The 25,331-nt window shown below is 63.0% G+C and carries 24 protein-coding genes; 14 read left to right on the top strand and 10 right to left on the bottom strand.

The genetic code is table 11. The features are described from left to right. Positions 1-17: 17 nt before the first annotated feature. Complete coding sequence (locus AC1Z3V_RS15920; RefSeq protein ID WP_429814994.1) at positions 18-512, bottom strand: acyl-CoA thioesterase; 495 nt, start codon at positions 510-512, stop codon at positions 18-20. A gap of 220 nt (positions 513-732) precedes the next feature. On the opposite strand from AC1Z3V_RS15920, the gene AC1Z3V_RS15915 reads away from it, so the two are divergent. Then, positions 733-1,221 (top strand): DUF2867 domain-containing protein, encoded by a 489-nt coding sequence (locus AC1Z3V_RS15915; protein WP_483500312.1) that lies wholly within the window; start codon positions 733-735, stop codon positions 1,219-1,221. A gap of 27 nt (positions 1,222-1,248) precedes the next feature. Here the strand turns inward: AC1Z3V_RS15915 and AC1Z3V_RS15910 are convergent, their stop codons facing one another. Both AC1Z3V_RS15910 and AC1Z3V_RS15905 read right to left on the bottom strand, forming a co-directional pair. After that, a complete protein-coding gene (locus tag AC1Z3V_RS15910; RefSeq protein ID WP_483500310.1) occupies positions 1,249-2,346 on the bottom strand; it encodes a TraB/GumN family protein in 1,098 nt (365 codons plus the stop codon). Between the two features lie 99 nt (positions 2,347-2,445). Further along, positions 2,446-3,381: a tyrosine recombinase XerC gene (locus AC1Z3V_RS15905; protein ID WP_483500308.1), complete on the bottom strand. Its 936-nt coding sequence runs from the start codon at positions 3,379-3,381 to the stop codon at positions 2,446-2,448. Positions 3,382-3,515: 134 nt separating this feature from the next. Here AC1Z3V_RS15905 and AC1Z3V_RS15900 point away from each other — a divergent pair, with 134 nt between their 5' ends. Both AC1Z3V_RS15900 and AC1Z3V_RS15895 read left to right on the top strand, forming a co-directional pair. Beyond that, entirely contained in the window at positions 3,516-4,439 is a 924-nt protein-coding gene (locus AC1Z3V_RS15900) for a GNAT family N-acetyltransferase (protein WP_483500307.1), read from the top strand. Between the two features lie 62 nt (positions 4,440-4,501). Next, the gene (locus AC1Z3V_RS15895; RefSeq protein WP_483500305.1) at positions 4,502-5,635 is read left to right on the top strand and encodes an AAA family ATPase; all 1,134 of its coding nucleotides are present in this window, start codon (positions 4,502-4,504) and stop codon (positions 5,633-5,635) included. 53 nt (positions 5,636-5,688) lie between these two features. Here AC1Z3V_RS15895 and fsa read toward each other — a convergent pair whose 3' ends face one another. Then, complete coding sequence (gene fsa, locus AC1Z3V_RS15890; protein WP_173517736.1) at positions 5,689-6,342, bottom strand: fructose-6-phosphate aldolase; 654 nt, start codon at positions 6,340-6,342, stop codon at positions 5,689-5,691. A 181-nt stretch (positions 6,343-6,523) separates the two neighbouring features. Here fsa and AC1Z3V_RS15885 point away from each other — a divergent pair, with 181 nt between their 5' ends. The 8 genes from AC1Z3V_RS15885 to AC1Z3V_RS15850 all read left to right on the top strand — a co-directional run bounded on the left by AC1Z3V_RS15885 (position 6,524) and on the right by AC1Z3V_RS15850 (position 16,381). Then, entirely contained in the window at positions 6,524-8,740 is a 2,217-nt protein-coding gene (locus AC1Z3V_RS15885) for a primosomal protein N' (RefSeq protein ID WP_483500303.1), read from the top strand. Between the two features lie 242 nt (positions 8,741-8,982). Then, complete coding sequence (locus AC1Z3V_RS15880; protein WP_483500301.1) at positions 8,983-9,369, top strand: AGROH133_08824 family phage infection protein; 387 nt, start codon at positions 8,983-8,985, stop codon at positions 9,367-9,369. Between the two features lie 258 nt (positions 9,370-9,627). After that, the gene (locus AC1Z3V_RS15875; protein WP_429815018.1) at positions 9,628-10,194 is read left to right on the top strand and encodes a F0F1 ATP synthase subunit delta; all 567 of its coding nucleotides are present in this window, start codon (positions 9,628-9,630) and stop codon (positions 10,192-10,194) included. Next, the gene (gene atpA, locus AC1Z3V_RS15870; RefSeq protein ID WP_483500299.1) at positions 10,194-11,723 is read left to right on the top strand and encodes a F0F1 ATP synthase subunit alpha; all 1,530 of its coding nucleotides are present in this window, start codon (positions 10,194-10,196) and stop codon (positions 11,721-11,723) included. The genes AC1Z3V_RS15875 and atpA overlap by 1 nt, the downstream gene beginning before the upstream one ends. Before the next feature lie 27 nt (positions 11,724-11,750). Beyond that, a complete protein-coding gene (locus tag AC1Z3V_RS15865; RefSeq protein WP_483500297.1) occupies positions 11,751-12,632 on the top strand; it encodes a F0F1 ATP synthase subunit gamma in 882 nt (293 codons plus the stop codon). A 24-nt stretch (positions 12,633-12,656) separates the two neighbouring features. Further along, complete coding sequence (gene atpD, locus AC1Z3V_RS15860; RefSeq protein ID WP_483500295.1) at positions 12,657-14,174, top strand: F0F1 ATP synthase subunit beta; 1,518 nt, start codon at positions 12,657-12,659, stop codon at positions 14,172-14,174. Positions 14,175-14,291: 117 nt separating this feature from the next. Next, on the top strand, positions 14,292-14,693 hold the full coding sequence (locus tag AC1Z3V_RS15855; protein ID WP_429815030.1) for a F0F1 ATP synthase subunit epsilon: 402 nt from the start codon (positions 14,292-14,294) through the stop codon (positions 14,691-14,693). Between the two features lie 260 nt (positions 14,694-14,953). After that, positions 14,954-16,381: a mannose-1-phosphate guanylyltransferase/mannose-6-phosphate isomerase gene (locus tag AC1Z3V_RS15850; protein WP_483500293.1), complete on the top strand. Its 1,428-nt coding sequence runs from the start codon at positions 14,954-14,956 to the stop codon at positions 16,379-16,381. A gap of 320 nt (positions 16,382-16,701) precedes the next feature. Here AC1Z3V_RS15850 and AC1Z3V_RS15845 read toward each other — a convergent pair whose 3' ends face one another. Further along, on the bottom strand, positions 16,702-17,805 hold the full coding sequence (locus AC1Z3V_RS15845) for a saccharopine dehydrogenase family protein (RefSeq protein WP_483500292.1): 1,104 nt from the start codon (positions 17,803-17,805) through the stop codon (positions 16,702-16,704). Between the two features lie 125 nt (positions 17,806-17,930). On the opposite strand from AC1Z3V_RS15845, the gene AC1Z3V_RS15840 reads away from it, so the two are divergent. After that, a complete protein-coding gene (locus AC1Z3V_RS15840) occupies positions 17,931-18,362 on the top strand; it encodes an Lrp/AsnC family transcriptional regulator (RefSeq protein ID WP_429815038.1) in 432 nt (143 codons plus the stop codon). A 36-nt stretch (positions 18,363-18,398) separates the two neighbouring features. Here AC1Z3V_RS15840 and AC1Z3V_RS15835 read toward each other — a convergent pair whose 3' ends face one another. After that, positions 18,399-19,325, bottom strand: a complete 927-nt coding sequence (locus AC1Z3V_RS15835; protein WP_483500290.1) for a DUF6030 family protein — start codon at positions 19,323-19,325, stop codon at positions 18,399-18,401. 378 nt (positions 19,326-19,703) lie between these two features. On the opposite strand from AC1Z3V_RS15835, the gene AC1Z3V_RS15830 reads away from it, so the two are divergent. Together AC1Z3V_RS15830 and AC1Z3V_RS15825 are read left to right on the top strand one after the other, a co-directional pair. Further along, complete coding sequence (locus AC1Z3V_RS15830) at positions 19,704-20,609, top strand: aminoglycoside phosphotransferase family protein (protein WP_483500288.1); 906 nt, start codon at positions 19,704-19,706, stop codon at positions 20,607-20,609. A gap of 322 nt (positions 20,610-20,931) precedes the next feature. Then, the gene (locus AC1Z3V_RS15825; RefSeq protein ID WP_429815045.1) at positions 20,932-21,681 is read left to right on the top strand and encodes a F0F1 ATP synthase subunit A; all 750 of its coding nucleotides are present in this window, start codon (positions 20,932-20,934) and stop codon (positions 21,679-21,681) included. 40 nt (positions 21,682-21,721) lie between these two features. Here AC1Z3V_RS15825 and AC1Z3V_RS15820 read toward each other — a convergent pair whose 3' ends face one another. From AC1Z3V_RS15820 to AC1Z3V_RS15805, 4 genes are read right to left on the bottom strand one after another with little or no spacing between them, the layout of a single operon-like run. Continuing rightward, positions 21,722-22,573, bottom strand: coding sequence for a metal ABC transporter permease (locus AC1Z3V_RS15820; protein ID WP_483500286.1), 852 nt, complete (start codon positions 22,571-22,573; stop codon positions 21,722-21,724). Beyond that, positions 22,570-23,430, bottom strand: coding sequence for a metal ABC transporter permease (locus tag AC1Z3V_RS15815; protein WP_483500284.1), 861 nt, complete (start codon positions 23,428-23,430; stop codon positions 22,570-22,572). The genes AC1Z3V_RS15820 and AC1Z3V_RS15815 overlap by 4 nt, the downstream gene beginning before the upstream one ends. Further along, positions 23,427-24,362 carry a manganese/iron ABC transporter ATP-binding protein gene (locus AC1Z3V_RS15810; protein WP_429815053.1) on the bottom strand — a complete coding sequence of 312 codons (936 nt, stop codon included), beginning with the start codon at positions 24,360-24,362 and terminating at the stop codon, positions 23,427-23,429. The genes AC1Z3V_RS15815 and AC1Z3V_RS15810 overlap by 4 nt, the downstream gene beginning before the upstream one ends. Further along, positions 24,359-25,264: a metal ABC transporter substrate-binding protein gene (locus AC1Z3V_RS15805; RefSeq protein WP_483500282.1), complete on the bottom strand. Its 906-nt coding sequence runs from the start codon at positions 25,262-25,264 to the stop codon at positions 24,359-24,361. The genes AC1Z3V_RS15810 and AC1Z3V_RS15805 overlap by 4 nt, the downstream gene beginning before the upstream one ends. Positions 25,265-25,331 lie beyond the last annotated feature (67 nt).

The following is a 25,331-nucleotide window of genomic DNA, read 5'->3' as shown; positions in this document are numbered from 1 at the left end:
ATCCGATGCCGGCGATCCTACTCCTCAGAAGCAGACCGGACCGCGTGGAAGCGCTCTTCGAATTCGCGCCTGAGGCTGCGTCGCGCCTCGGCGGCTCGCTGCCGTTGCTTGCGGTCGGCCGTGTCCGTGACCAGCGGAGGAACGGGCGTCGGGCTGCCATCGGCATCGACCGCGACCATGGTGAAATAGCAGGAATTGGTATGGCGGCGCTCGCCGCTGCGGATGTTCTCGGCCTCGACCCGGATTCCGATTTCCATTGAGGTGCGACCGGCATGGTTGACCGCGGCGCGGAAGGTGACGAGTTCGCCGACGTGGATGGGCTGGCGGAAGATCACCTGGTCGACCGAGAGCGTTACCGCATATTGCTGCGAATAGCGCGAGGCGCAGGAAAACGCCACGCGGTCCAGGAGGTTGAGCAGCGCGCCGCCGTGGACCTTGCCGCTGAAATTCGCCATGTCCGGCGTCATCAGGACGACCATCTCGAGCTCGCGCGGATCGTGGCTGGTTTCCATAGTCTGTCTCCTTGATGCGATTGGCGGCGTCGTAACAGAGTTATGCAGCTTGTCGCCGCGAAGGGAAGAGCGCGCAGGCTCGTGGCCCATGGGGCGTGAGACGAGGTGTGACGATTGGCCCGAGGGGCTGCGACAAGCGGCGGTCTGTGCGACGACGGTGGAGGCAGCGATCATGTTTCTCGCCTCAGATGACCGGTGTCGCCGAGGCGAAGGAGAGAACATGAAACCGAGAGCCGTGGCCGTTTCGCTGCCGAACCGCCATTTGCCGGAGGCCGATTGGGCCGACCGTTTCGAGCTTGCCCTTGATGGCAAGGGTGTAACCGCCAGCGAAGCGGCCGAACGTTCGCTTGGCCGCTCGCCACGATGGATTCGCGAGCTCTTGCGCCTGCGCAATCGCATGGTGTCCCTCGTCGGCTTGAAATCGGCAGCGCCGAGGTCCGGCCGTTTCGGCCTGGTCGGGGCGTTTCCGGTGCTGTCAAAAACCGACGACGAAGTGGTGCTCGGCTTTGACGACAAGCATCTCGATTTTCGCATCATCGTCGATGTCAGGGCAGGGTCCGCGGTCAATCAGATCGTCGGCGTCACCACGCTCGTTCGGCGGCACAATACGCTCAGTTGGGTTTACCTTGCGGCGATCACGCCGTTTCACAAGGTGATCGTGCCGACGCTGCTCGCCGGCGTTGCCGGTCCAGGCGGCATGATTGGCTGATCGATCTCGGGCTTGAACGGCCGCTGGTCAGTTGGCGCGCGTGAGAGTGAAGCCCTGGGCGCGCAGGAGTTCCACAAGGCCTTCCTTGCCCGGAAGGTGCAGCGCCCCGACAGCCATGAACGCACCGCCGTCCTTCAGGATCGGTTCGGCGCGCGTCGCCATCGTCCTGTTGCGCTCGACGATGATGCGCTGTTCGAAATTGGCATAGCCGAAATCCTCGCTGGAGGTCGTGTCAACGGCCTTCATCATCGGCATGATCATGCCGGTGTCGCCTGCGAGATAGAGATCGGTCATGGTCGCGAAGACGTCGTCGATCGTCTTGCCGAGCGCCAGCGTCTCGATGAGCGCGCGCAGATGCAGTTCGGTCGGAAGCGAATCCATCGCCGAGAGCTGTTCGATCAGCGTTTCCAGACCCTTGAGCGTCTTGCCCTGGCCGACGGCATCCTCGGCGATCTTCTTGTCGAGGAAGGAGGCGCCCGCCGCTTTTCGGGTGATCTCGCAGGCAGGCAACGCCACGAAGCTCGCGATCATCCATGGCTTCATGCGCGCAACGAGCGTCAGCGGAATGCCGCGTGCCTTGAGGCCCGCTTCGAGCTGTTCGCGGTCACCGGGCTTCAGGAAATCGGCGATCGTCTTGTTGTCCGGGAACATGGTGAGGTCGGGCCGCATCAGGATCGCTGCGGCCGATTTCTTTTCGTCGATGATCTCGTCCGATTCGACGATGACGGTCGAGGCTGCCTCGAAGGCGGCCGGCGCCTCGGACGGCAATGCCAGCACGCGCGGATCGGTAACGTGCATGGTGCCGAGCAGCCAGGAGGGCGCGATACCGTCCTTCTCGATCTTCCAGAAGATGCCCTTGCCGTTCGGCACGGCGGCGGCTTCCGCTTCGAGGGCGGCGAATTTAGTCGGATCCGACTTGGCAAGCGCGGTCAGGACGTTCGAACCGCGGCATTCCCCATCCTGGACGGCGTCCTGGGCATCGGCTCTGGCGACGAAGAGGAGGGCAACGAAAAGACAAGCCGCAAGGACGACGTGCAGCAGGGCGATCAGCCACAGCGTGCCGTCAGCTACTCGCGCAAGCAGGTTGCGGTGCAGGTTTCGATCAGGTCTCGCAAAGGCTGTCATCATTCTTCCCCGACGGACGGACGGTCGCTGCTGAACCCTAGGCCCGGGCCGGTCACGGCTTCCTTAAAGGGCATGGTTAATCCAAGGTTTCGCCGAAAATCAGGCACGCGGATGGGCACGATCATAGATCTCCAGAAGCCTTGCGGAATCGACGCCGGTATAGACCTGCGTCGTCGACAGGCTGGCGTGGCCGAGCAGTTCCTGAATAGTCCGGAGATCGCCGCCGCCGGCGAGCAGATGGGTGGCGAAGGAGTGGCGCAGTGCATGCGGCGTTGCCGTGTCCGGCAGGCCGAGGGCGCCACGCAGCTTCTGCATCTCGCGCTGGATGATCGCCGGCTGCAGCTTGGCGCCGCGCGCTCCGCGAAACAGCGGCTCATCGGCCGCAGGCCGGTAGGGGCAGAGTTTGATATAGGCGGCGACGGCGTCACGTGCAGCCTGAATCAGCGGCACGAGCCGCGTCTTGCCGCCCTTGCCGACGATGCGCAGCGACGAGGGCCCGCCGGCGAAATCGCCCGATGTCAGCCCGAGCGCCTCGGAAATGCGCAGGCCGCAGCCATAGAGCAGGGTCAGGACCGCGGCATTGCGCGCCGCAATCCAAGGCTCCTCGGCAAGCTGTGCCTCCGAGGTCACGACGTTGAGCGCTTCACGATCGGTCAGCGGTTTCGGCAGCGATTTCGGCTGCTTCGGCGAGCGCACCGCGGTCGCGCCCGCCGCATTGGCGAGGCCATTGCGTTCGAGGAAGCGGAGGAACGAGCGCAGCCCCGCGAGGCCACGGCCGAGCGTTCGCGCGCCCGCGCCACCCTTGCGGCGCTGGGCGAGGAAGCCGCGCAGGTCCGCTGGCCTGAGCGTCCGGATGTCGGAAAGCCGCGGCGGTCCGGCCAGATGCCCGGTCAGGAACGTCAGGAACTGGCGGGTATCGCGCTCATAGGCCTCGACGGTGTTGTCCGAGAGGCGGCGCTCGCGCATGAGCCCATCGAGCCAACGTTGGCGTTCGGCAAGGAGTTCCGGATGGCCGATGACGAGGAGCTCGTTCATTGTCGCTTCCCAAGTTGGTCCATCGGCGACAATGCCCTGACGCATCTTATGTTTTTGCTAATGCGCCCTTGGAATCTGTCATTCTTCGATCATATAGAATTGCGATGGTCAGCCGGAAAGAATCGGATCGGACTATGGCGGGACGGGATTCGGTGAACGGATTCGCGCATTTTGCTGAAGTAATCGCCCTGGTCTCACAGGGGCAGCCTGGTCACATCGTAGACACCCTGATTGCCGAGCGCGGGCAGCGCATCGTCAAGAGTCCGCTATGGCCGCTGATGCGGCCTTTTCTCTACACATTGCTGAACTACCGCAAGGCGCATGAATTCGCCGATGCGGTTGCCAATATGCCGGGCTTTCAGGCCTTCGAACATCTGAGTTCGCTGCTGTCGCTGGAGGTGCGGGTCGATCGGGCCGAGCGCATTCCGGCCAAGGGCGGCTTTCTGCTCGTCAGCAACCATCCGACCGGCATTGCCGACGGGATCGCGGTCTTCGACCTCTTGAAGACCCGGCGGCCGGACATGATGTTCTTCGCCAATCGCGACGCCATCCGTGTCAATCCGCGCTTCGTCGAGATGGTCATCCCGGTCGAATGGCGCGAAGAGCACAAGAGCAAGCTGAAGGCGCGCGAGACCTTGCAGGTGACCAACCGGGCGATCGGCGAGGGCAAGGCGACGGTGCTCTTCCCTTCCGGGCGCATCGCCTATTGGGCGGATGGTTGCCTCAACGAGCGGCCGTGGAAGACGTCTGCCGTGGGCTTTGCGCGCAAATACGGCTTGCCGATCCTGCCGGTGCACATGAGCGCCCGCAATTCCGGCCTGTTCTACTGGTTCGCCAAATGGTCGACGGAACTGCGTGACATGACCGTGTTCCATGAACTGCTCAACAAGAAGGGCGATCTCTTCGATTTCCGCATTGGCAACCTGATTCCGCCGGAGGCGCTGGAAGGCGAGTCTGGTGAGGTAACGAAGGCGCTCGAGCGGCACACGGTCTTCGATCTCGCAGTGGACGCGGACGCGGCGTTCGAGCCCAGGCTTCAAGTCGCGGCCGGGCTCTAGCGACCAGCCGCGCCATGTCTGCCGGCTTCACGCCGGCTGGCGGATCGGCTAGGTCTTGACCTATGCAGCTACAATCCATGTTTGCCGAAAACTATCGTTCGCTGAAGTCGATCCGCATGGATCTGACCGGGGTCAACCTGTTCATCGGCGAGAACGGCGTCGGCAAGTCCAATCTCTATCGGGCGCTTCAGCTCGTGCAGTCTGCAACGCGCGGCACGCTGGCGCGCGAGATCGCCGAAGAGGGCGGCATGTCGTCGGCGCTCTGGAGCGGTCGTCGGCGTGCCGACAAGCCGGCACGCATAAGGCTCGAAACCGAGCTTCTGGACGAGGAGCGGGCGATCACCTTCCGCTACCGGATCGAGGCGGGGCTGCGCCCGCCAAGGGCAGCCGCCGGCTTTGCCTATGAGCCGCAGGTCAAGGAAGAGGAACTGACGGTCGAAACCGGCCGCCGGCCGGTGACGATGATGAAGCGATCCGGGCCCGGCATCTTCGTGCGCAGCGAGCGCGGACGCATGGAGGACTATCCGGAGCAGGCGCTGACATCGGAAACGGCGATCTCGCTGCTCGGCGACGCCGGCCATTATCCCGAGGTCGGCACCTTTCGTCGCGCGGTCGATCAGTGGCGGTTCTTCCACGGTTTCCGCACCGATCGCGATTCGCCGTTGCGCTTGCCTTGCCTCGCCGTCACGGCGCCGATGCTCGACGAGACCGGTGTCAATATGGCTGCAGTCTTCGCGACGCTTCGGCACACGCGTCAGGATACGGTTGATCTCGACCGCGCCGTCGCCGATGCCTTCGGCGGCGCCCATCTCGATGTTCCCGATCCCGGCCAGTTCGCCGAATTCTCGCTGGTCTTTCCGGATTTTCCCAACCGGCCGTTTTCGCCGCGCGAGCTTTCCGACGGGCAGATGCGCTTTCTGGCCTTGGCGGCGGCGCTGCTTTCCTATCGCCGCCCACGCTTCATCGCACTGAACGAGCCGGAAACCAGCCTGCATCCGGACATGCTGCCGGCACTTGCCGACATGATCGCCAGCGCCTCGCGTGATAGCCAGATCTGGATCGTCACCCATTCGGAGCGGCTGGCGGAAGAGGTGCGCCAGCGCTGCGGCATTCGTCCGCGCCGGGTAATCCGCAAGAACAGCGCCACCTGGATCGACGGCATGCGGCTGACGGGCCTGATGGACGACGACGAGTAGGCAACAAAAAACCCCGCATCGCTGCGGGGTTTTCTCAAACTGCTTGGCGAAGATCAGGCGATCTTCTGGCCGGTCTTGGCCCAATCGGCCAGGAACATTTCCAGGCCCTTGTCGGTCAGCGGGTGCTTGACCAGCGCCTTCAGTGTTGCCGGCGGCGCGGTAACGACGTCGGCGCCGATGAGGGCAGCTTCCTTGACGTGGTTCACGGTGCGGATCGAGGCCGCGAGGATTTCGGTCTCATAGCCGTAGTTGTCGAAGATGTGGCGGATTTCGCGGATCAGGTCCATGCCGTCGAAGGCGATGTCGTCGAGACGGCCGACGAAGGGCGAGACGAAGGTCGCGCCGGCCTTGGCAGCGAGCAGGGCCTGGTTGGCCGAGAAGCACAGCGTCACGTTGGTCTGGTGGCCGTCCGAGGTCAGCGCCTTGCAGGCCTTGAGGCCGTCGAGCGTCAGCGGCAACTTGATGCAGATGTTGTCGGCGATCTTCGAGAGAACGGCCGCCTCCTTCATCATCTCGGCATATTCGGTTGCAGTCACTTCAGCCGAAACCGGGCCTTCGACGATCGAGCAGATTTCCTTGGTGACTTCCGTGATGTCGCGGCCCGACTTCAGGATCAGCGACGGGTTGGTGGTGACGCCATCGAGAAGGCCGAGATCGTTCAGCTCGCGGATTTCCTTGACGTCGGCGGTATCAACGAAAAATTTCATGGGGGTCACTCCCTTGGGGCACGATTGCCGTTCGGGCGCATATCTACCGCGGAGGAATTCCGTTGGCAGAAATCGCGCGCGTTGAAACTCTGGTGGAACCGTGACAAACCCTGCGGCCTGCAAGGCTGCGGTTCGCAGCGCAGTTTTCTTTAACCGAAACACGTGGCAAGGTCACGGTAAAATGACTCGCGATTCAACCGATTTATTCGGCGATTTGCTCAGGCCCGCTCCGGGCCGTCGCGTCGTGCCGGTCCTGGTGCCCATGCCGGCGCCGAAACCCTATTCCTATGGGGTTCCTGATGGCATGGCGGTGGAGCCGGGCTCGATCGTGCAGGTGCCCCTCGGACCACGCCTCGTCGTCGGCGTCGTCTGGGATGGTGATGACGACGGCTCCGTCGATCCGAAGAAACTCAAGACGATCGAGAAGGTTTTCGACTGCCCGCCGCTGACGCGGGATATGCGGACCTTTCTCGATTGGGTTGCCGCCTATACCGTCACGCCGCCGGGGCTCGTCGCGCGCATGGCGCTCAGGGCGCCGGCGGCCTTCGATCCGGAGCCGATGGTCGAGGCCTTGCGTCTTACCGAGATGCGGCCGGAGCGCATGACGGCAGCGCGCGAGCGCGTGATAGCCGCCGCCAGCGACGGTTTCTCCTGGACGCGCTCGGGGCTCGCGCACGCGGCCGGCACCTCGTCGAGCGTGATCGACGGGCTGGCCCAGCAAGGCGTCTTCGAGACCGTATTCATGCCGCCGCCGCCGGTCGTCGCCTTGCCCGATCCCGATTTCGTCGCCCCTCGGCTCGAAGGCGCCCAGAAGGACGCCGCCGCCGACCTCCTGGCGGCGGTGGAGGAGGGCGGCTTCTCGGTGTCCTTGATCGACGGCATTACCGGGTCCGGCAAGACCGAGGTCTATTTCGAGGCGATCGCGGCGACGCTTCGGGCGGGCAAGCAGGTGTTGATCCTGTTGCCGGAGATCGCGCTGACGTCGAGTTTTCTCGATCGCTTCCAGGATCGTTTCGGCGCGAAGCCGGCGGAGTGGCATTCGGACCTCGCGCCGCGCACGCGTGAAAAGGTCTGGCGACAGGTGACGACCGGCACGGTGCGTGTCGTTGCCGGCGCCCGCTCGGCGCTGTTCCTGCCCTTCGAGGACCTGGGTCTCATCATCGTCGACGAAGAACACGACCCTGCCTACAAACAGGAGGACCGCGTCTTCTACAATGCGCGCGACATGGCGGTCGTGCGCGGCCGGATCACCGGCTTTCCGGTCGTACTCGTCTCGGCGACGCCTTCGGTCGAAAGCCGGGTCAATGGCGAGGTCGGCCGCTACAAGCCGATCCATCTGCCGACGCGTTTCGGCGATGCGGCGCTGCCGCGGCTCGGCGTGGTCGATATGCGCCAGCATCCGCCGGCGCGCGGCGGCTTCCTTTCGCCTGTCCTCATCAACCAGATCGGCAAGGCCGTCGAGCGCGGCGAGCAGGCGCTGCTCTTCCTCAATCGCCGCGGCTATGCGCCGCTGACGCTCTGCCGTGTCTGCGGTCATCGCTTCCAGTGCCCGGATTGTGCGAGCTGGCTCGTCGAACACCGCTTCCGCGGCCAGATCCAGTGCCACCATTGCGGCTACTCGGAGAAGACGCCGGAAGCCTGTCCGGAATGCGGTACGCTCGATCACCTGGTTGCCTGCGGTCCCGGTGTCGAGCGCATCGCCGAGGAGGTGGAGCGGCATTTTCCCGAGGCACGCACCATCGTGCTGTCCTCGGACCTGATGGGCGTCAAGCGCTTGCGACTGGAACTCGACGCCATTGCCCGCGGCGAAGCCGACATCGTCATCGGCACGCAGCTCGTCGCCAAGGGGCATAATTTCCCGCTGATGACGCTGGTCGGCATCGTCGATGCCGATCTCGGCCTGGCGAACGGCGATCCGCGTGCGGCGGAGCGGACTTTCCAATTGCTCTCGCAGGTCACGGGTCGTGCAGGGCGAACCGGCCTCAAGAGCCTTGGCCTCTTACAGACCTACCAGCCGCAGCATCCGGTGATGCAGGCGATCGTTTCGGGCGATGCCGACGCCTTCTACGAGCGCGAGATTGCCGAGCGGGAGAAGGCGCTTCTGCCGCCCTTCGGCCGGCTCGCCTCGCTGATCGTCTCGGCCGATACGCGACAGGATGCCGAGGGTCATGCACGGGGCTTGCGCATGGCCGCACCCCGGACCGATGGCATTACCATTCTCGGCCCGGCGGAAGCGCCGCTGGCGCTGATCCGCGGACGGCATCGCTTCCGCCTGCTGGTGCATGGCCGGCGCAACAGCGACATGCAGGCCTTCGTCAAGGCGATGATCGCCGCCGGCCCGAAGGAACGCGGCTCGATCAGCGTCCAGCTCGACATCGATCCCCAAAGCTTCCTGTAAATTCAAGTTTCCTGTGATCGTCGCTTTGAAGAGGCCGCGGGCGATTCACAACCGGCGCGACATGCGCTACAGCGCCGCGCGTCTTTCGAGACGCGCAAAGGTCGCTGCAACACTTAAAACCGCTGCATAATTTTGTCCTTAAATCGATTCCGATTTCAGGAATTATGCAGTAGAGGTCAAGGACACGCCGCTCCGGCCGAGGCCGAGGCGGCGAGACAACGGGCTCATCTGTGGGAACGGGCATGGAGTTCTACATTCCGACGGAAACCGGCGAGTTCCTCGCCTTCTGCGCGGCGGCGGCCGCGGCGCTGATCGGCGTCGTGATGCTGTTTGCGCCGCGGCTTACTTTTCGCGCGGCCGGCATCGGCATCGCCGAGGGGCGGCGCGGCGGCTATGCAGAGGCGCGCTCCACCATGGGCGGCATGCATGTCGGGCTCGGGCTTGCCGCCATCCTGCTGGCGCAGCCGATGGTCTATCTTGCCGTTGGAGCGGCCTTTGCGCTTGCCGCCTTCGGCCGAATCCTCTCGATGATGAGTGACAATGGTGGCACGCTCTACAACTGGCTGGCGCTCTTCGTTCAGGCGGCACTCGCCATCCTTCCGCTCGCCTACGTCTTCGGCATGATCTGATCGTGCCCGCGGGCCATTCCGCGATTCACGGTGCAGGAAACGGATTTACGGCAAAATTCGGCCAAAGGTGGCCGACTTATGCCGCATTCCTGCCGTTCGCGTGTTGCGAGTCCAAACATCCTATGCTAGACGAACCGCGAATTGCGGGGGAAGTGGGTCGCCAGGCCTCGATATCCTGCAAGTTATTGCAGCAAATTCAAGAAGTTAAGTTGACGGCTCAACGCCAGCTCGGTTCTTGAATGAAATTGAGAGAAGCTTGTGCCCGTGGCAGACACATCCCAGCTTATTTCCGGTGTTGCAGAAAGATATGCGTCCTCGCTTTTTGAACTCGCGCTCGGCGCCGGTTCCGTCGAGGCAGTCGGTGCGGATCTTACCCGCGTCCAGGCCCTGATCGACGGCAGCGATGATCTGAAGCGGCTGATCGTAAGCCCGGTCTTTTCTGCAGACGACCAGTTCAAGGCCATTTCGGCAGTTGCCGAGAAGGCTGGCATCTCCGGGCTCGTCGGCAACTTCCTCAAGGTCGTTGCCCGCAATCGCCGCCTCTTCGCGCTGCCGGGCATGATCAAGGCGTTCCGCCTGATCGCTGCGCGCCATCGTGGCGAAATCTCCGCCGACGTTACGTCGGCCCATGCGCTCACCGCAGCGCAGGAAACTGAATTGAAGGCGACGCTGAAAAGCGTCACCGGCAAAGACGTGGCGGTCAACGTCACCGTCGACCCGTCTATTCTTGGAGGTCTGATCGTCAAGGTCGGGTCCCGCCAGATTGACACCTCCCTTCGCACCAAACTCTCTACCCTTAAGCTTGCACTGAAAGAGGTCGGCTGATGGATATCCGCGCCGCGGAAATTTCCGCAATTCTCAAAGATCAGATCAAAAATTTCGGCCAGGAAGCAGAAGTCTCCGAAGTCGGTCAGGTGCTTTCCGTCGGTGACGGTATTGCCCGCGTCTACGGCCTCGACAATGTTCAGGCAGGCGAAATGGTCGAATTCCCGGGTGGAATTCGCGGCATGGCGCTGAACCTCGAAGCCGACAACGTCGGTGTCGTTATCTTCGGTTCGGACCGTGACATCAAGGAAGGCGACACCGTCAAGCGGACTGGCGCCATCGTGGACGTCCCGGTTGGTCCGGAACTGCTTGGCCGCGTCGTCGACGCGCTCGGCAACCCGATCGACGGCAAGGGCCCGATCAATGCCAAGCAGCGCGCCCGCGTTGACGTCAAGGCTCCGGGCATCATTCCGCGCAAGTCGGTGCATGAGCCGATGTCGACCGGCCTCAAGGCCATCGACGCTCTGATCCCGGTCGGCCGCGGCCAGCGCGAGCTCGTCATCGGCGACCGCCAGACCGGCAAGACCGCCATCATCCTCGACACGATCCTCAACCAGAAGGCCATTCACGACAATGGTCCGGAAGGTGACAAGCTGTATTGCGTCTACGTTGCAATCGGCCAGAAGCGTTCGACGGTTGCCCAGTTCGTGAAGGTTCTGGAAGAGCGTGGCGCCCTGCAGTATTCGATCATCGTTGCCGCGACGGCTTCCGATCCGGCTCCGATGCAGTACCTCGCGCCGTTCGCCGGCTGCGCCATGGGCGAATACTTCCGTGACAACGGCAAGCACGCTCTCATCGGCTATGACGACCTGTCCAAGCAGGCCGTTGCCTACCGTCAGATGTCGCTGCTGCTGCGCCGCCCGCCGGGCCGCGAAGCTTACCCGGGCGACGTTTTCTACCTGCACTCCCGTCTGCTCGAGCGCGCTGCAAAGCTCAACGACGACATGGGCGCTGGCTCGCTGACGGCTCTGCCGGTCATCGAAACGCAGGGCAACGACGTTTCGGCGTTCATCCCGACCAACGTGATCTCGATCACCGACGGCCAGATCTTCCTTGAAACCGACCTGTTCTACCAGGGCATCCGTCCGGCCGTTAACGTCGGTCTGTCGGTTTCCCGCGTTGGCTCGGCCGCTCAGATCAAGGCGATGAAGCAGGTCGCAGGTTCGATCAAGGGCGAACTCGCTCAGTACCGCGAAATGGCGGCCTTCGCGCAGTTCGGCTCGGACCTCGACGCCGCTACGCAGCGCCTCCTGAACCGCGGTGCCCGCCTGACCGAACTCCTGAAGCAGCCGCAGTTCTCGCCGCTGAAGACGGAAGAACAGGTCGCTGTCATCTTCGCAGGCGTCAACGGTTACCTCGACAAGCTGCCGGTCAACCAGGTCGGCAAGTTCGAGCAGGGCCTGCTTTCGTACATGCGTTCGGAAGGCAAGGACATCCTGGAAACCATCCGCAAGGACAAGGCGATCTCCGACGACGTCAAGGGCAAGCTGAAAGCTGCAATCGACAGCTTCGCCAAGTCTTTCGCCTGAGCGGATTTCATTTAGGACGGATAACGGATGCCTTCACTTAAGGATCTGAAGAACCGGATCGCCTCCGTCAAGGCGACGCAGAAGATCACCAAGGCGATGAAAATGGTCGCCGCGGCGAAGCTTCGGCGTGCGCAGGAGGCGGCCGAGGCCGCCCGGCCTTACTCGCAGCGCATGGCTGCCGTTCTCTCCAACATCGCCCAGGCGGTTGGTGCGGACGACAGCGCGCCTGCGCTGATGACCGGGACCGGTAAGGACGATACGCACCTTCTGGTCGTCTGTACGGCTGAACGCGGCCTTTGCGGCGGCTTCAACTCGCAGATCGCCCGCCATGCCCGCGACCATGTTCGCAAGCTGCTTGCAGCCGGCAAGACGGTCAAGATCATCTGCGTCGGCAAGAAGGGCTTCGATATCCTGCGCCGCGAATTTGCGTCGCTGATCATCGATCGTGTCGACCTGCGTGAAGTCAAGAAGATCGGCTTTGAAAACGCCGACCAGATTGGCCACAAGATCATCGCGCTCTTCGAAAAGGGCGAGTTCGATGTCTGCACGCTGTTCTACTCCGAGTTCAAGTCCGTTATCGCCCAGATTCCGACAGCTCAGCAGTTGATCCCCGCTTCGGCCGGCCCGGTCGCAGCGGAGGCATCGGATGCTTCGGCCGTCTACGAATATGAGCCGGACGCGGGCGCGATCCTGAGCGACCTCATTCCGCGCAACATTTCCGTGCAGATCTTCCGGGCCCTGCTCGAGAACGTCGCCGGCGAAATGGGCGCGAAGATGAGCGCGATGGACAACGCGACGCGCAATGCTGGTGAGATGATCAACAAGCTGACGCTGAACTACAACCGTCAGCGTCAGGCTCAGATCACCAAGGAACTCATTGAAATCATCTCGGGCGCGGAAGCGCTCTAAGGTTACGAGAAGAGGGTAAGGATTATGGCTAAGGCAGCTACCCCGAAAGAAACCGTAGCGGAGAAGAAGCCCGCTGCACCGAGGAAGGCAGCTTCCGCCAAGACCGCGGCAGTTGGCGCAACCGGCGCTGTCGGTCGCGTAACGCAGGTCATCGGCGCCGTCGTCGACGTCGCGTTCGACGAAGGCCAGCTTCCGCAGATCCTGAACGCGCTGGAAACCGACAACAACGGCAACCGCCTCGTTCTCGAAGTCGCACAGCACCTCGGCGAAAACTCCGTCCGCACGATCGCCATGGACTCGACCGAAGGTCTGGTCCGCGGTCAGTCGGTCACCGACACCGGCGCACCAATCACGGTTCCGGTCGGCGACGAAACGCTCGGCCGTATCATGAACGTCATCGGCGAGCCGGTTGACGAAGCCGGCCCGCTCGTCACCTCCGGCAAGCGCGCCATCCACCAGGAAGCGCCGTCCTATGTCGAGCAGTCGACGGAAGCGCAGATCCTCGTCACCGGCATCAAGGTCGTCGACCTTCTCGCTCCTTACGCAAAGGGCGGTAAGATCGGCCTCTTCGGCGGTGCAGGCGTCGGCAAGACCGTTCTCATCATGGAACTGATCAACAACGTTGCCAAGGCGCACGGTGGTTACTCGGTATTCGCCGGCGTGGGTGAGCGTACCCGCGAAGGCAACGACCTTTACCACGAAATGATCGAGTCCGGCGTTAACAAGCACGGCGGCGGCGCAGGCTCCAAGGCCGCGCTCGTTTACGGCCAGATGAACGAACCGCCGGGCGCCCGCGCTCGCGTCGCTCTGACCGGTCTGACGATCGCTGAAGACTTCCGCGACAAGGGCCAGGACGTTCTGTTCTTCGTCGACAACATCTTCCGCTTCACCCAGGCTGGCTCGGAAGTGTCGGCTCTGCTCGGCCGTATTCCTTCGGCCGTGGGCTATCAGCCGACGCTGGCGACCGACATGGGCGCCATGCAGGAGCGCATCACCACCACGACCAAGGGTTCGATCACCTCGGTTCAGGCCATCTACGTTCCGGCCGACGACTTGACCGACCCGGCGCCGGCAACCTCGTTCGCCCACCTTGACGCTACGACCGTTCTGTCGCGCTCGATCGCAGAAAAGGGCATCTACCCGGCCGTTGACCCGCTCGACTCGACGTCGCGCATGCTCGACCCGATGATCGTCGGCGAAGAGCACTACGAAGTATCGCGCAAGGTCCAGACGACCCTGCAGCGCTACAAGGCTCTCCAGGACATCATCGCCATCCTGGGCATGGACGAACTGTCTGAAGAAGACAAGCTGGCCGTTGCCCGCGCTCGTAAGATCGAACGCTTCCTGTCGCAGCCGTTCTTCGTTGCCGAAGTCTTCACCGGCTCGCCGGGCAAGCTCGTGGCCCTCGAAGACACGATCAAGGGCTTCAAGGGCCTGGTCAACGGCGAGTATGACCATCTGCCGGAAGCTGCCTTCTACATGGTCGGCTCGATCGAAGAAGCGATCGAAAAGGCCAAGAAGCTGGCTGCAGAAGCCGCTTGATAGCACTGTTAAGCCTCGGCGCGATGGCGCGCCGAGGCTTTCATCCTGCCTTCTCAGAGGGCAGGGAAGACATGCACAGCCGCCTTCGGGTGGCGCGCCCACGAGAAGTGAATGGTCATGGCCGATTTCAACTTTGAGCTTGTTTCCCCCGAGCGCCTGCTCCTCTCCGAAAAAGTGACGGACGTCGTCATTCCGGCGACCGAGGGCGAGATGACCGTGATGGCCAATCACGCTCCGACGATGACGACGGTCAAGCCCGGCGTGGTCACGGTGAAGACGGCTGACGGCAAGACCGAGCGCTTTGCCGTGTTCGGCGGCTTTGCCGACATCCTGCCGACCGGCTGCACGCTTCTGGCCGAGTCCGCCGTCCACGTCGACGAACTCGACCGTACGATTCTTGAAAACCGTATCGAAGCGGTTCGTGCCGAGCTGGAAGGCGCCAGAGACGAGAAGAAGACCCGTCTCGAACAGTTCATTGCCGAGCTGACGAAGCTTGGCGAGATCGTGATCCCGGCTTGAAAGGGACACCCGGAAGGGTAACCGATTTGAAACGGACCCCGCCTTCGAGCGGGGTTTTTTATTGGTCGCCAGGTCTTTGCCGCAATCGCTCCCCTTAAGTTAGAGCGGGATGTGGGCGGAGAACGGCATACGCTCTTCCTCATCCCGACTAAACCTTCACATCGGCGAATGGCTTGCCCGGATCGGCGCTTTGGCTATTCTCCATCAGAAACCCTTAATTGGTCCCGGAACGTTCAGCTCGAAGAGGAAGAGGCGCCGGTATGACGTCAAAGATTGTTCCGGTGATCATGGCCGGCGGACGCGGTACCCGCCTATGGCCGCTCTCTCGTGCCGCCGCGCCGAAGCAATTCCTGCAGATCCTCTCGGACCGCTCGCAGTTTCAGCAGACGCTGGAGCGCGTTCGCGACGCCAGCCAGTTCGAGCCGGCCATCATCGTCACCAACAGCGACTTTCGCTTCATTGTCGCGGAGCAGGCCCGGGCGATCGACGTTCACCTGGGCGACATTCTTCTTGAGCCGATGGCCCGCAATACCGCACCGGCGCTGGCTGCCGCTGCTTTCCAGGTTCTCGCCCGCTACGGCAAGGGCGCCATCATGCAGGTCCTTGCCTCCGACCACGAGATCGATGCCGGCGAGATCTACAGGGATTGCATCCTCAGGGCGCGCCAGGCCGCAAGCCACGGCGAGCTGGTGACCTTCGGCATCACGCCGACGGAACCCGCGACCGGCTACGGCTACATCGAGTGCGGCGAAGAGTTGACGGCGGGCACGAACCGTGTGGCTCGCTTCGTCGAGAAGCCGGATCGTGCGAAAGCCGAAGCGATGCTCGAGACCGGGCGCTACCTCTGGAACTCCGGCATGTTCATGCTGCCGGTCAATCCCTTTCTGGACGAAATGAAGCGGCACGCGCCGCAGGTCTGGGAAGCGGCGAAGCTCGCGCTGGAAAGGGCACAGAAGGATCTCGATTTCACGCGCCTGGATGCGGCGAGCTTTGCGACTGCGCCCGAGACCTCCGTCGATTATGCGGTGTTTGAAAAGACCGAGCGGGCGGCCGTGGTACCGTCTTCCTTCCTCTGGTCCGATCTCGGCAGTTGGGACGCCGTCTGGAAGACGGGAGAAAAGGACGGTGACGGCAATGTCGTCACCGACAGGGCGACGGTGTCGAACACGCGCAATTCGCTGGTCCTGTCGCGCGACATCCACCTTGCAGTTCAAGGGCTGGACGATGTCGCCGTCATTGCCGGCGAGGATGCCGTCTATGTCGGACGGCTGGCCGACAGCCAGAGCGTCGGTTCCATGGTCAAGACACTGGCGAAGTCGCCGAAGACAACGGTCCTGACCGAGATACACCCGACCTCCTATCGCCCCTGGGGCGCGGTCGCTGCCATTTCGGACGGAGAACGTTTTGCCGTCAAACGCCTGCGCGTGAATCCCGGCAAGAAGATCTCGCTGCAGAAGCATCATCATCGGGCAGAGCATTGGATTGTTGTGCACGGCACGGCGGAGATCACGATGGCCGGAGAAACGCGAATGCTGCACGAGAACGAGTCGGCCTATATTCCGCCGGGGATCGTGCACCGGCTCTCCAACCCGGGCAAGATCCCGCTGGAATTGATCGAAGTGCAGACCGGCTCCTATCTCGGCGAAGACGACATCATCCGCATCGAGGACGAATTCGGCCGAAGCTGAAGGGCTGCCCTTGAAGCATGTCGCACATAGGCGCGCCGCGGTTTTTCGATAGCGGCAGCCGAAATATCAAAGGCTTGAAGCGCAAGGAGCGAAGCTGAAAGATCGCGACCCGCTTGGTGCATCTCGACCTCGCTCCAAGGACAAAGACGTGCAGCAAATCGAGGTGCGGAGGCGACCGTTGCGTGTCTCAGAAGACGTGCGGCGCTCTGGCCCAAATGGCTGGACGACATGAAAAAAGCCCGGGCGAGAACCCGGGCTTTACATAGGTGAGAGCGGGATATCTATCCCGCTCCAAATCTGGCACGCTTCAAGCTGAAGGATCAGCCGGCGACGCGCTCGGTTTCGCCCTTCTGAGCGTAGTAGTGGCCGAAGCGGTTTGCGAGGAAGGTGTCGAGGCTGATGTCTTCCTGGCGGACAAAGCCCTTCGACGCGATCTTGCCTTCGGCGAGCAGGTCGAGCACGGCGCAGATGCTGCCTGCCGTGGTGATCTGGATACCGCTCTGCATGCGGCCGGCAACGACGCCGCTATAGACCTTGTTGGCGTAGGTTTCCTGGATCAGGCGGCCATCGCGGAAGCCCGAAACGGTGACGAAGATCACGACGACGTCCTGGGTCGTGGTCGGCAGCGCATTCTCGAAGATGTCCTTGAGAACTTCGCGGCGGTGGCGCAGGCCGAGGTCGTTGAGGAGCGCCTTCATGATCGCAGCGTGGCCCGGATAGCGGATCGTCTTGTAGTTCAGGGTGCGGACCTTGCCCTTCAGCGATTCGCAGAGGGTGCCGAGGCCGCCCGAGGTGTTGAAGGCTTCGTAGGTGACGCCATCGAGCGAGAATTCTTCGCGCTCTTCCATGGCCGGCACTTCGATGAGGTTGCCTTCGACGATCGCCTCGCAGGGCTCGATATATTCGTTGATGACGCCGTCGGTGCTCCAGGTCAGGTTATAGTTCAGAGCGTTCGACGGATACTGCGGCAGGGCGCCGACGCGCATGCGCACGTTTTCGAGCGTCTCGAAGCGGCTGGCGAGATCGTTGGCGACGATCGAGATGAAGCCCGGTGCGAGGCCGCACTGCGGGATGAAGGCGGTGTTCGCCTTGGCGGCGATCGCCTTGACCTGGCGGGTGGATTCGACGTCTTCCGTGAGGTCGAGATAGTGGATGCCAGCTTCGGCGGCGGCTTCGGCGATCGCCACCGTCAGGTGGAACGGAGCGGCGCTGAGCACGGCGAACTTGCCGGAGAGAAGGGCGACGAGCGCCTTCTTGTCGCCGATGTCGACGGTTGCCGTCGTGATCGCGGCATGCTTTTCGATCTGCTCCAGCTGCTCGGCGCTGCGATCGGCGACGCAGACGCTGTAGTCGCCGGTGTGGGCGAGCATGCGAGCGATGGTGGAGCCGATCTTGCCTGCTCCGATGACGACGATATTCTTCATTCTTTCCCCCAGGGTATGAGAACTGTTTCTGTCTCCATTGTCGGGGGAAGGGTTGTTGATTTGAAGCGCTGAAATGACTAAATCGCCTATAGATATTCGGCAGATTGCCCAAGCGGACCGACGAAATGCAAATCACGGACAAGGATCGGGAGCTGCTCGCCATCCTCAGCGAAAACGCCCGCATGCCAACCGCAACGATCGCCCGGCGGCTCGGCCTGTCGCGTACGACGGTGCAGGCGAGGATCGAGCGGTTGGAGCGCGAGGGCATCATCACCGGCTATGGCGTGCGCCTGTCGGAGAGCTACGAGAAGGGGCTGGTCAAGGCGCATGTGCTGATCACCATCGCGCCGCGGGCGCTCTCCCGCGTGACCCCTGAACTCAGCGCTATCCGTGAAATCCAGACGCTGCATTCCGTCAGCGGCAGTTTCGACCTTATCGCCGTGGTCGCGGCGACGTCGATCAGCGAACTCGATCTTCTAATCGATCGCATCGGCGAGATCGATGGCGTCGACCGGACATTATCTTCGATTATCCTGTCGACCCGGATCGATCGGTAAGTCATTGCTTTCCCTAACCCGGGCGTGACAGGACCGTCACGGCGTGCGGTTGGCGGCGGGCTTGTCACCGGCGCTGGTATCGGGCGCCGGTTGCGTGCCATCCGGCACTTTCACCGGCACGTTCCATTCCGTGGGACCTTTGACGAAGCTGCGTTGACTGGCATCGCCATAGGCGAGCCATTTGCTCCGGTCGAAGTAAAGCTCGGCAATGCTCTTCGGCCGCGCGCGCGGCGGCTGGTTCGCAAGGAAATTGTAGCGTGGCGTCACCTCGTCGGACTCGCGCTTGAACTGGATGCGGCTGCCGAAACGCTTGAGGTCGAATTCCTTCAGTGCCTGGATCTGCAGCGTGACGCTGGCCGCGTCGGCCCAGCGCACATGGTCGAGAAATACGGAGGCCGCCCGTGCTGCTGCGGTGGTCACGGCTTGGCGGTCCTCGGGGCGTTCGATGTTGAGCTTGACGCGGAAGGAGGTGATTTCCTCCTCGCCGCTGCCCTTGACGAAGATGAAGATCGACGAGGGTTTGTCCTCGCCCGGACGCGGGAAGGAGACGAGCGAGGAACATTCCCACTGGGCGCGTTCTCCCGCACCGGCTTTCCATTCGAGTTCGCGGAAGCCGGCGTCACGCAATTCATCGCAAAGCGCCTTCGGATCGCTGCGGATCACGCGCATGAATTGCTGCTCCGGCGTCTGCAGATCCTGGAAGGTCCAGGCGGGCAGGGCGATGCGCGGCGGTTCGCGCCTTGCGGGCTTGTCGGCCATCGGTTCCGAGGGCTTGTTCCTCTCGAGGAAGGTCGTCGGCAGGCCCAATGCGACGAGAACTTTCCTGAGGTTGCGCCGCTCGTTGGCGAGCAGGGCCGTTGCGAGAATGGCGGTGATGATCAGGACGAGGGCCACAAGAAAGAAGCGCAGTCCCGTCCGGCGGGCGGGCCTTTGAGCCGGCGTCTTGCCACGGGACGTGCTCATGCCGCCTCGCCTGCCCGGCGGGGCGCGATGAGGCGCGGCGCCTCCAGCGAAAAGTGAACGGTCGGCCGGGCTTCCATGGTCTCGGGTTATCAACGGGTCTGGGCCCTCTTCATCCCTGAAATCCGTCGCGGCGGCAATATGCAACCGCCGATATCGGCAAAGGACTATTGCATCTCGGCACAACGCGCCGCTGAACGGGAGGTGCGGTGGAACTACTGCATGTTTCCTTTAACCGTAGCCGATTAATGGACAAAAACATGCAGCAACTCAAAGTGCTAGAGCGACCTTTTGCGCGTCTGATAAGACGCGCGGCGCTGTAGGAAGTTGAAATCCAGGGGCGATCACATAGCTTGGCGCAAATATCGAATGGGATGCGCCATGGCAGTTTCGAGTTCAGCCGAGCTTGTGATCGACGCGTCGCTGGTACGGCGGCTGATCGCAACACAGTTTCCGCAATGGTCGGATCTCGAGGTGCGCCCGATCGAACCCGGCGGCTGGGACAACAGAACCTTCCGGCTCGGCGACCGGATGACCGTGCGCCTGCCGAGCGCCGAGCATTACGTGCAGCAGGTGGAGAAGGAGCACCGCTGGCTGCCGCGTCTGGCGCCGCACCTGCCGCTGCCCATTCCCATGCCCCTGGCCAAGGGCATGCCCGGCGAAGGTTTTCCCTGGCGCTGGTCGGTCTACCGCTGGCTTCCGGGCGAAACATTGGCGGTGGAGCGGGTTGCGGATATCCGCGACGTGGCGAAGGATCTCACGTGGTTTCTGCGCGCCATGCGACAAGTGGATACGGCCGGCGGGCCGTTGCCCGGCGACCACAATTTCCATCGTGGCGGCCCGCCAGGCTTCTATGACGCGCAGACGCGCCAGGCGCTCACGCTGCTCGAAGGCGAGGTCGACACGACGGCCGCCAGGGAGGTGTGGGAAGCCGCTCTTGCTGCACCGTTCGAGGAGCCGCCCGTCTGGTTTCACGGCGATATCGCCTGGGGCAACCTGCTGGTCGAGCACGGTCGCTTAAGCGCCGTCATCGATTTCGGCACCTCGGGCATCGGCGATCCGGCCTGCGATCTCGCGATAGCCTGGACGTTCTTCCACGGCGAGAGCCGTGACGTCTTCCGCGACGGCATGGCACTCGATCGCGGCGCCTGGGCGCGCGGGCGGGGCTGGACCCTGTGGAAGGCGCTGATCGTTCTTGCCGGCATGACCGGCGCGCCCGCAAGCGAGAAGGCAAAGCAGCGCGCGGTGATCGAAGACGTGCTTATGGATCATCGCCGCTACGGCTGAGGCCGGTTGCGCTTCGGACAGGCGCGAGCTTGACCGGCGGCGGCAAATGGCTTCCAGGTCGGGCGCACGCGGGACGACCCGCGTCGGTGCTTCGCTTGGGGACGGCCCGACTATCTCGACCGAGATACTGGTGTCGATCGCGTCATGCAGCCCCAAGGCCCGCGGCACGTCCGCGTGACCTTCCTTCTCCTGGAACAGCCCGATCAATAAGCGCCCGCTTCGTGGAACGATCTCGGTCGTCGGCGCTTATCCAACACATTGACGCGTCGGTGGCCGCGGTCGCGTGCCGCCGATATTTCGTCACCAGCGCACGAGGTCGATGATGGCTGGACCCATCGAACAATTCGAGATCAAGTCGCTCCTTCCGATTGCCGAGGTCGGCGGCCACCAGATCAGCTTTACCAATTCGGCCGCCTACATGGTGCTGACCGTCGCGATCGCCAGTCTTTTCCTGATCCTGTCAACGCGAAGACACGGCCTGGTGCCGAACCGGGCGCAGGCGGCGGCCGAGATCCTCTATGAGTTTGCGGCAAAGACGCTCCGCGACAACGCCGGCGAGAAGGGCATGCGCTTCTTCCCGTTGGTTTTCTCGCTGTTCATGTTCATTCTGGTCGCCAATGTGATCGGCACGTTCCCCTATGCCTTCACGGTGACGAGCCATATTGCCGTGACCTTTGCGCTGGCGATGCTCGTGTTCCTGACGGTCACGCTCGTTGGTATCTACCGGCACGGCTTCGGCTTCCTGCGACTGTTCATGCCGGCGGGCGTGCCATTGATTCTGGCGCCGATCATCATCCCGATCGAGGTGGTCTCCTACCTTGCGCGCCCCGTCAGCCACTCGGTTCGTCTGTTCGCGGTCATGCTGGCCGGCCACATCACCCTCGAGGTTTTCGCCGGCTTCGTCGTGGGGCTCAGTGGCCTCGGGGCACTCGGAATCCTGGCTGCGGTCATGCCCCTGCTGATGACGGTGGCGCTGACCGGGCTCGAACTGCTGATGGCGCTGATCCAGGCCTATATCTTCACCATGCTGACCTGCATGTATCTCAACGACGCGCTTCATCCGAGCCACTGAGAGCAGGCAAAGGCGGCTCCCTGCAACGGGAGCCGCGTCGTCACTCGACCGTCGTTCGCCGCGCTTCGATCCGGTAGGTCCGCCAGGATGACCAGGCGAAGGCGAGCAGGAACATTGCGGTCATCAGCAGCACGATGGTCGGCGCCGGCGCGCTGTCGATGAAGAAGGAGAGGTAGACGCCGCAGAAGGAGGCCGTCATCGCCAGGAGCACGGCAACGACGAGCATCGCGCCCATGGTGCGGGTGATCAGGAAAGCGATGGCGCCCGGTGCGATCAGCATGGCGATGGCAAGGATCAGGCCCACCGCCTTCAGCGCGCCGACGATCGTCAGCGACAGGATCGCGAGCAGCCCGTAATGCAGCCAGTTGACCGGAAGGCCGACGGCCTTGGCCTGGGCGGGATCGAAGGCGTGCAGCAGGAAATCGCGCCATTTAACGGCGAGAATGCCGGTGGCGACCAGCGCGATCACGCCGGTTTCGATTATGTCCGGCCAGCCGATACCGAGCATGTCGCCGAAGAGGATATGGTCGAGGTGCACGTCGCTCTGGATCTTGGTGTAGAGCACCAGCCCGAAACCGAACATGCCGGAGAAGACCACGCCCATGACCGTGTCCTGCTTGATACGGCTGTTCTCCTTGAGATAGCCGGTGAGAAGCGCACAGGACATGCCGGCTGCGAAAGCGCCGACGGCCAGCGGCAGGCCGACGATGTAGGAGATCACGACGCCGGGGAAGACCGCGTGCGAGATCGCGTCGCCCATCAGCGACCAACCCTTCAGCACCAGGAAGCACGAGAGCATCGCCGTCGGGATCGCGACCAGCACCGAGATCAGCAGCGCGTTGCGCATAAACTCGAATTGAAAGACGGCGAGCAGCATGTCGAGCGAGATCATCGGGCCGCCTCCACCGGTTCGGCGCCACGCCGGCGCGCGGCGAGAAGCCCGTGTTTCGGGGCGAAGACGAAGGCCGCAAGGAAGATCAGGGTCTGCAGCACGATGATGATGCCGCCGGTGGCGCCATCGAGGAAGTAGCTGAAATAGGCGCCGAAGAAGCTCGTGAGCGCCCCGATTGCGACGCTGATCACGATCAGCCGCGGAAAGCGGTCGGTGAGCAAGTAAGCGGTGGCGCCCGGCGTCACCACCATGGCGATGACGAGGAAGGCGCCGACGGTCTGCAGTGCTGCGACGGTGCAGGCCGAAAGCAGCGTGAAGAACAGCACCTTGAGAAAGGTGGTGGGAATGCCGATCGAGCGGGCGTGGCTTTCGTCGAAGAAGGTCACCATCAGGTCCTTCCACTTCGCCGTCAGGATGACGAGGGAGACGATGCCGATGATGGCAAGCTGCAGCGTGTCGGCGGGCGTGATCGCCAGGATGTTGCCAAGCACGATCGTCTGGATGTTCACCGAAGTCGGCGACAGCGACACCATGAAGAGCCCGAGGCCGAAGAAGGAGGTGAAGATCAGGCCGATGATCGTGTCCTCCTTCAGACGGGTGCGCTGATTGAGAAACAGCATGGCGCCGGCCGCTAGCGCGCCGGAGAAAAAGGCGCCGATGGAAAACGGCAGGCCGAGCATGTAGGCGCCGGCGACACCGGGGACGATCGAGTGCGAAAGGGCATCTCCGATCAGCGACCAGCCCTTCAGCATCAGGTAGGAGGAAAGGAAGGCGCAGACGGCGCCGACCAGCGCGCTGACCCACATGGCGTTGAGCATGTAGCCATAGGTGAAGGGTTCCAGGAGCGTGGCCGTCATTTGCCGTTCGGCTCCCCGTCCGTTTCGGGTTTTGCCGGCTGCGCCACCATTCGGTCCTTGTCGCCATACATGACCAGCGGGCGCTCGTCGTCGGTGATGACGGCAAGCTGCCGCGGATCGGCATCGTCATGCAGGTTTTCGCCGCCGAGCACGAAGTGCCGGAGCACGCCGCCGAAGGCGAGTTCGAGGTTTTCGCGGGTGAAGGTGGTTTCGGTCGGGCCATAGGCGAGAACCGTGTTCTTCAGCAGCACGGTGCGGTCGCAGAACTCCGGCACGCTGCCGAGATTGTGGGTCGAAACCAGCATGACCCGGCCCTCGTCGCGAAGGCCGATCAGCAGGCGAATGATCGCATCCTCGGTCTTGACGTCGACGCCGGTGAAGGGTTCGTCCAGCAGGATGACCTTGCCATCCTGGGCAAGGGCGCGCGCGAGGAAGACGCGCTTCTTCTGGCCGCCGGAGAGCTCGCCGATCTGGCGCTTGCGGTAGTCGCTCATGCCGACGCGCGCGAGCGCTGCCGCGACTGCCTCATGGTCGGCCTTCTTCGGGATGCGCAGCATGTTCATGTGACCGTAGCGGCCCATCATGACGACGTCCTCGACCAGAACCGGGAAGTTCCAGTCGACCTCTTCGGCCTGCGGCACATAGGCAACGAGGTTCTTCCTGAGTGCTTCCGGAACGGAGCGCCCAAGGATCGAGATTTCGCCGCGCGATAGGCGGGCAAAGCCCATGATCGCCTTGAACAGCGTCGACTTGCCGCTGCCGTTGACGCCGACGAGCGCCGTGATGGTGCCCGTCGGGATTTCGAAGGTGGCGTCGCGCAGGGCGCGCAGGCCGTTGCGGTAGGTGACGGTCGCTCCTGAGACGCTGATGCCACTGCCCTGTTCGCCGGATGCCGGCGTGGGGCCGGAGCGGGGCTTCACCTGGAGATTCATTGCGAGAGGCCTTTGGCGATGGTTTCCGATGTGACGCGCAGCAGGTCGATATAGGTCGGAACCGGACCGTCCGCTTCGCTCAAGGAATCAACGTAGAGCACGCCGCCGTATTTGGCACCGGTTTCGCGCGCGACCTGCTCGGCCGGGTCGGGAGAAATCGTGCTTTCGGAGAAGACGACAGGAATGTGGTTGGCCCGGACGGCGTCGATCACCTTGCGGACTTGCTGCGGGGTGCCCTGCTGGTCGGCGTTGATCGGCCAGAGATAGAGTTCCTTCATGCCGAAATCGCGGATCAGGTAGCTGAAGGCGCCTTCGCTCGAGACCAGCCAGCGCTTGTCCTCGGGGATCTTGGCGATCTCGGCGCGGATCGGCGCAATGGTTGCCTCGATCTTCTGTTTGTAGGCTTCGGCGTTGGCCTTGTAGACCTCGGCATTGGCGGGATCGAACTTCACGAAGGCATCGCGGATGTTGTCGACATAGATCAGCGCGGCCGACGGCGACATCCAGGCATGCGGGTTGGGCTTGCCGGTGTAGGGGCCCTCGGCAATGCCCATGGGTTCGACGCCAGTCGAGACGACGACGCCCGGCACGTCATCGAAATTCTGGAAGAACTTCTCGAACCAGCGCTCCAGGTTCAGGCCGTTCCACAGGATCAGCTTGGCGTCGTGCGCCTTCAGGATGTCGCGCGGGGTCGGCTGGTAGTTGTGGATCTCGGCACCCGGTTTGGTGATCGATTCGACGACGGCCGCGTCGCCCGCGACGTTTTTTGCCATGTCGGCAATGACCGTGAAGGTCGTCACTGCCTTGAACTTTTCCTGCGCTGAGCTGGTGCCCGGAGCGAGCGCGATGGCTGCCAGGGCAGCGGCCGCTGCCAGGATCGCGCGCCTCGTCTGATCGATCATTCACTACTCCCAGGTGTTGACGCCCACAGGAGTAGGCGAATGATTTGCATAAGTCAATGCAAATGAG

The sequence above is a fragment of the Ensifer sp. 38_S197 genome, from assembly GCF_056924495.1.
The sequence above is the reverse complement of the archived record's forward strand: the minus strand, read 5'-3'. Positions and strand labels throughout refer to the sequence as shown.

Coding starts and splice junctions, on each gene's coding strand:
- fsa (WP_173517736.1), bottom strand. CDS start 6,342: ATGAAATTTTTCGTTGATACCGCCGACGTCAAGGAAATCCGCGAGCTG.
- AC1Z3V_RS15820 (WP_483500286.1), bottom strand. CDS start 22,573: ATGATCTCGCTCGACATGCTGCTCGCCGTCTTTCAATTCGAGTTTATG.
- AC1Z3V_RS15910 (WP_483500310.1), bottom strand. CDS start 2,346: ATGACAGCCTTTGCGAGACCTGATCGAAACCTGCACCGCAACCTGCTT.
- AC1Z3V_RS15900 (WP_483500307.1), top strand. CDS start 3,516: ATGGCGGGACGGGATTCGGTGAACGGATTCGCGCATTTTGCTGAAGTA.
- AC1Z3V_RS15885 (WP_483500303.1), top strand. CDS start 6,524: ATGACTCGCGATTCAACCGATTTATTCGGCGATTTGCTCAGGCCCGCT.
- AC1Z3V_RS15840 (WP_429815038.1), top strand. CDS start 17,931: ATGCAAATCACGGACAAGGATCGGGAGCTGCTCGCCATCCTCAGCGAA.
- atpA (WP_483500299.1), top strand. CDS start 10,194: ATGGATATCCGCGCCGCGGAAATTTCCGCAATTCTCAAAGATCAGATC.
- AC1Z3V_RS15810 (WP_429815053.1), bottom strand. CDS start 24,362: ATGAATCTCCAGGTGAAGCCCCGCTCCGGCCCCACGCCGGCATCCGGC.
- AC1Z3V_RS15835 (WP_483500290.1), bottom strand. CDS start 19,325: ATGAGCACGTCCCGTGGCAAGACGCCGGCTCAAAGGCCCGCCCGCCGG.
- AC1Z3V_RS15825 (WP_429815045.1), top strand. CDS start 20,932: ATGGCTGGACCCATCGAACAATTCGAGATCAAGTCGCTCCTTCCGATT.
- AC1Z3V_RS15815 (WP_483500284.1), bottom strand. CDS start 23,430: ATGACGGCCACGCTCCTGGAACCCTTCACCTATGGCTACATGCTCAAC.
- AC1Z3V_RS15880 (WP_483500301.1), top strand. CDS start 8,983: ATGGAGTTCTACATTCCGACGGAAACCGGCGAGTTCCTCGCCTTCTGC.
- AC1Z3V_RS15905 (WP_483500308.1), bottom strand. CDS start 3,381: ATGAACGAGCTCCTCGTCATCGGCCATCCGGAACTCCTTGCCGAACGC.
- AC1Z3V_RS15895 (WP_483500305.1), top strand. CDS start 4,502: ATGCAGCTACAATCCATGTTTGCCGAAAACTATCGTTCGCTGAAGTCG.
- AC1Z3V_RS15920 (WP_429814994.1), bottom strand. CDS start 512: ATGGAAACCAGCCACGATCCGCGCGAGCTCGAGATGGTCGTCCTGATG.
- AC1Z3V_RS15845 (WP_483500292.1), bottom strand. CDS start 17,805: ATGAAGAATATCGTCGTCATCGGAGCAGGCAAGATCGGCTCCACCATC.
- AC1Z3V_RS15805 (WP_483500282.1), bottom strand. CDS start 25,264: ATGATCGATCAGACGAGGCGCGCGATCCTGGCAGCGGCCGCTGCCCTG.
- AC1Z3V_RS15850 (WP_483500293.1), top strand. CDS start 14,954: ATGACGTCAAAGATTGTTCCGGTGATCATGGCCGGCGGACGCGGTACC.
- AC1Z3V_RS15830 (WP_483500288.1), top strand. CDS start 19,704: ATGGCAGTTTCGAGTTCAGCCGAGCTTGTGATCGACGCGTCGCTGGTA.
- AC1Z3V_RS15915 (WP_483500312.1), top strand. CDS start 733: ATGAAACCGAGAGCCGTGGCCGTTTCGCTGCCGAACCGCCATTTGCCG.
- AC1Z3V_RS15855 (WP_429815030.1), top strand. CDS start 14,292: ATGGCCGATTTCAACTTTGAGCTTGTTTCCCCCGAGCGCCTGCTCCTC.
- AC1Z3V_RS15865 (WP_483500297.1), top strand. CDS start 11,751: ATGCCTTCACTTAAGGATCTGAAGAACCGGATCGCCTCCGTCAAGGCG.
- atpD (WP_483500295.1), top strand. CDS start 12,657: ATGGCTAAGGCAGCTACCCCGAAAGAAACCGTAGCGGAGAAGAAGCCC.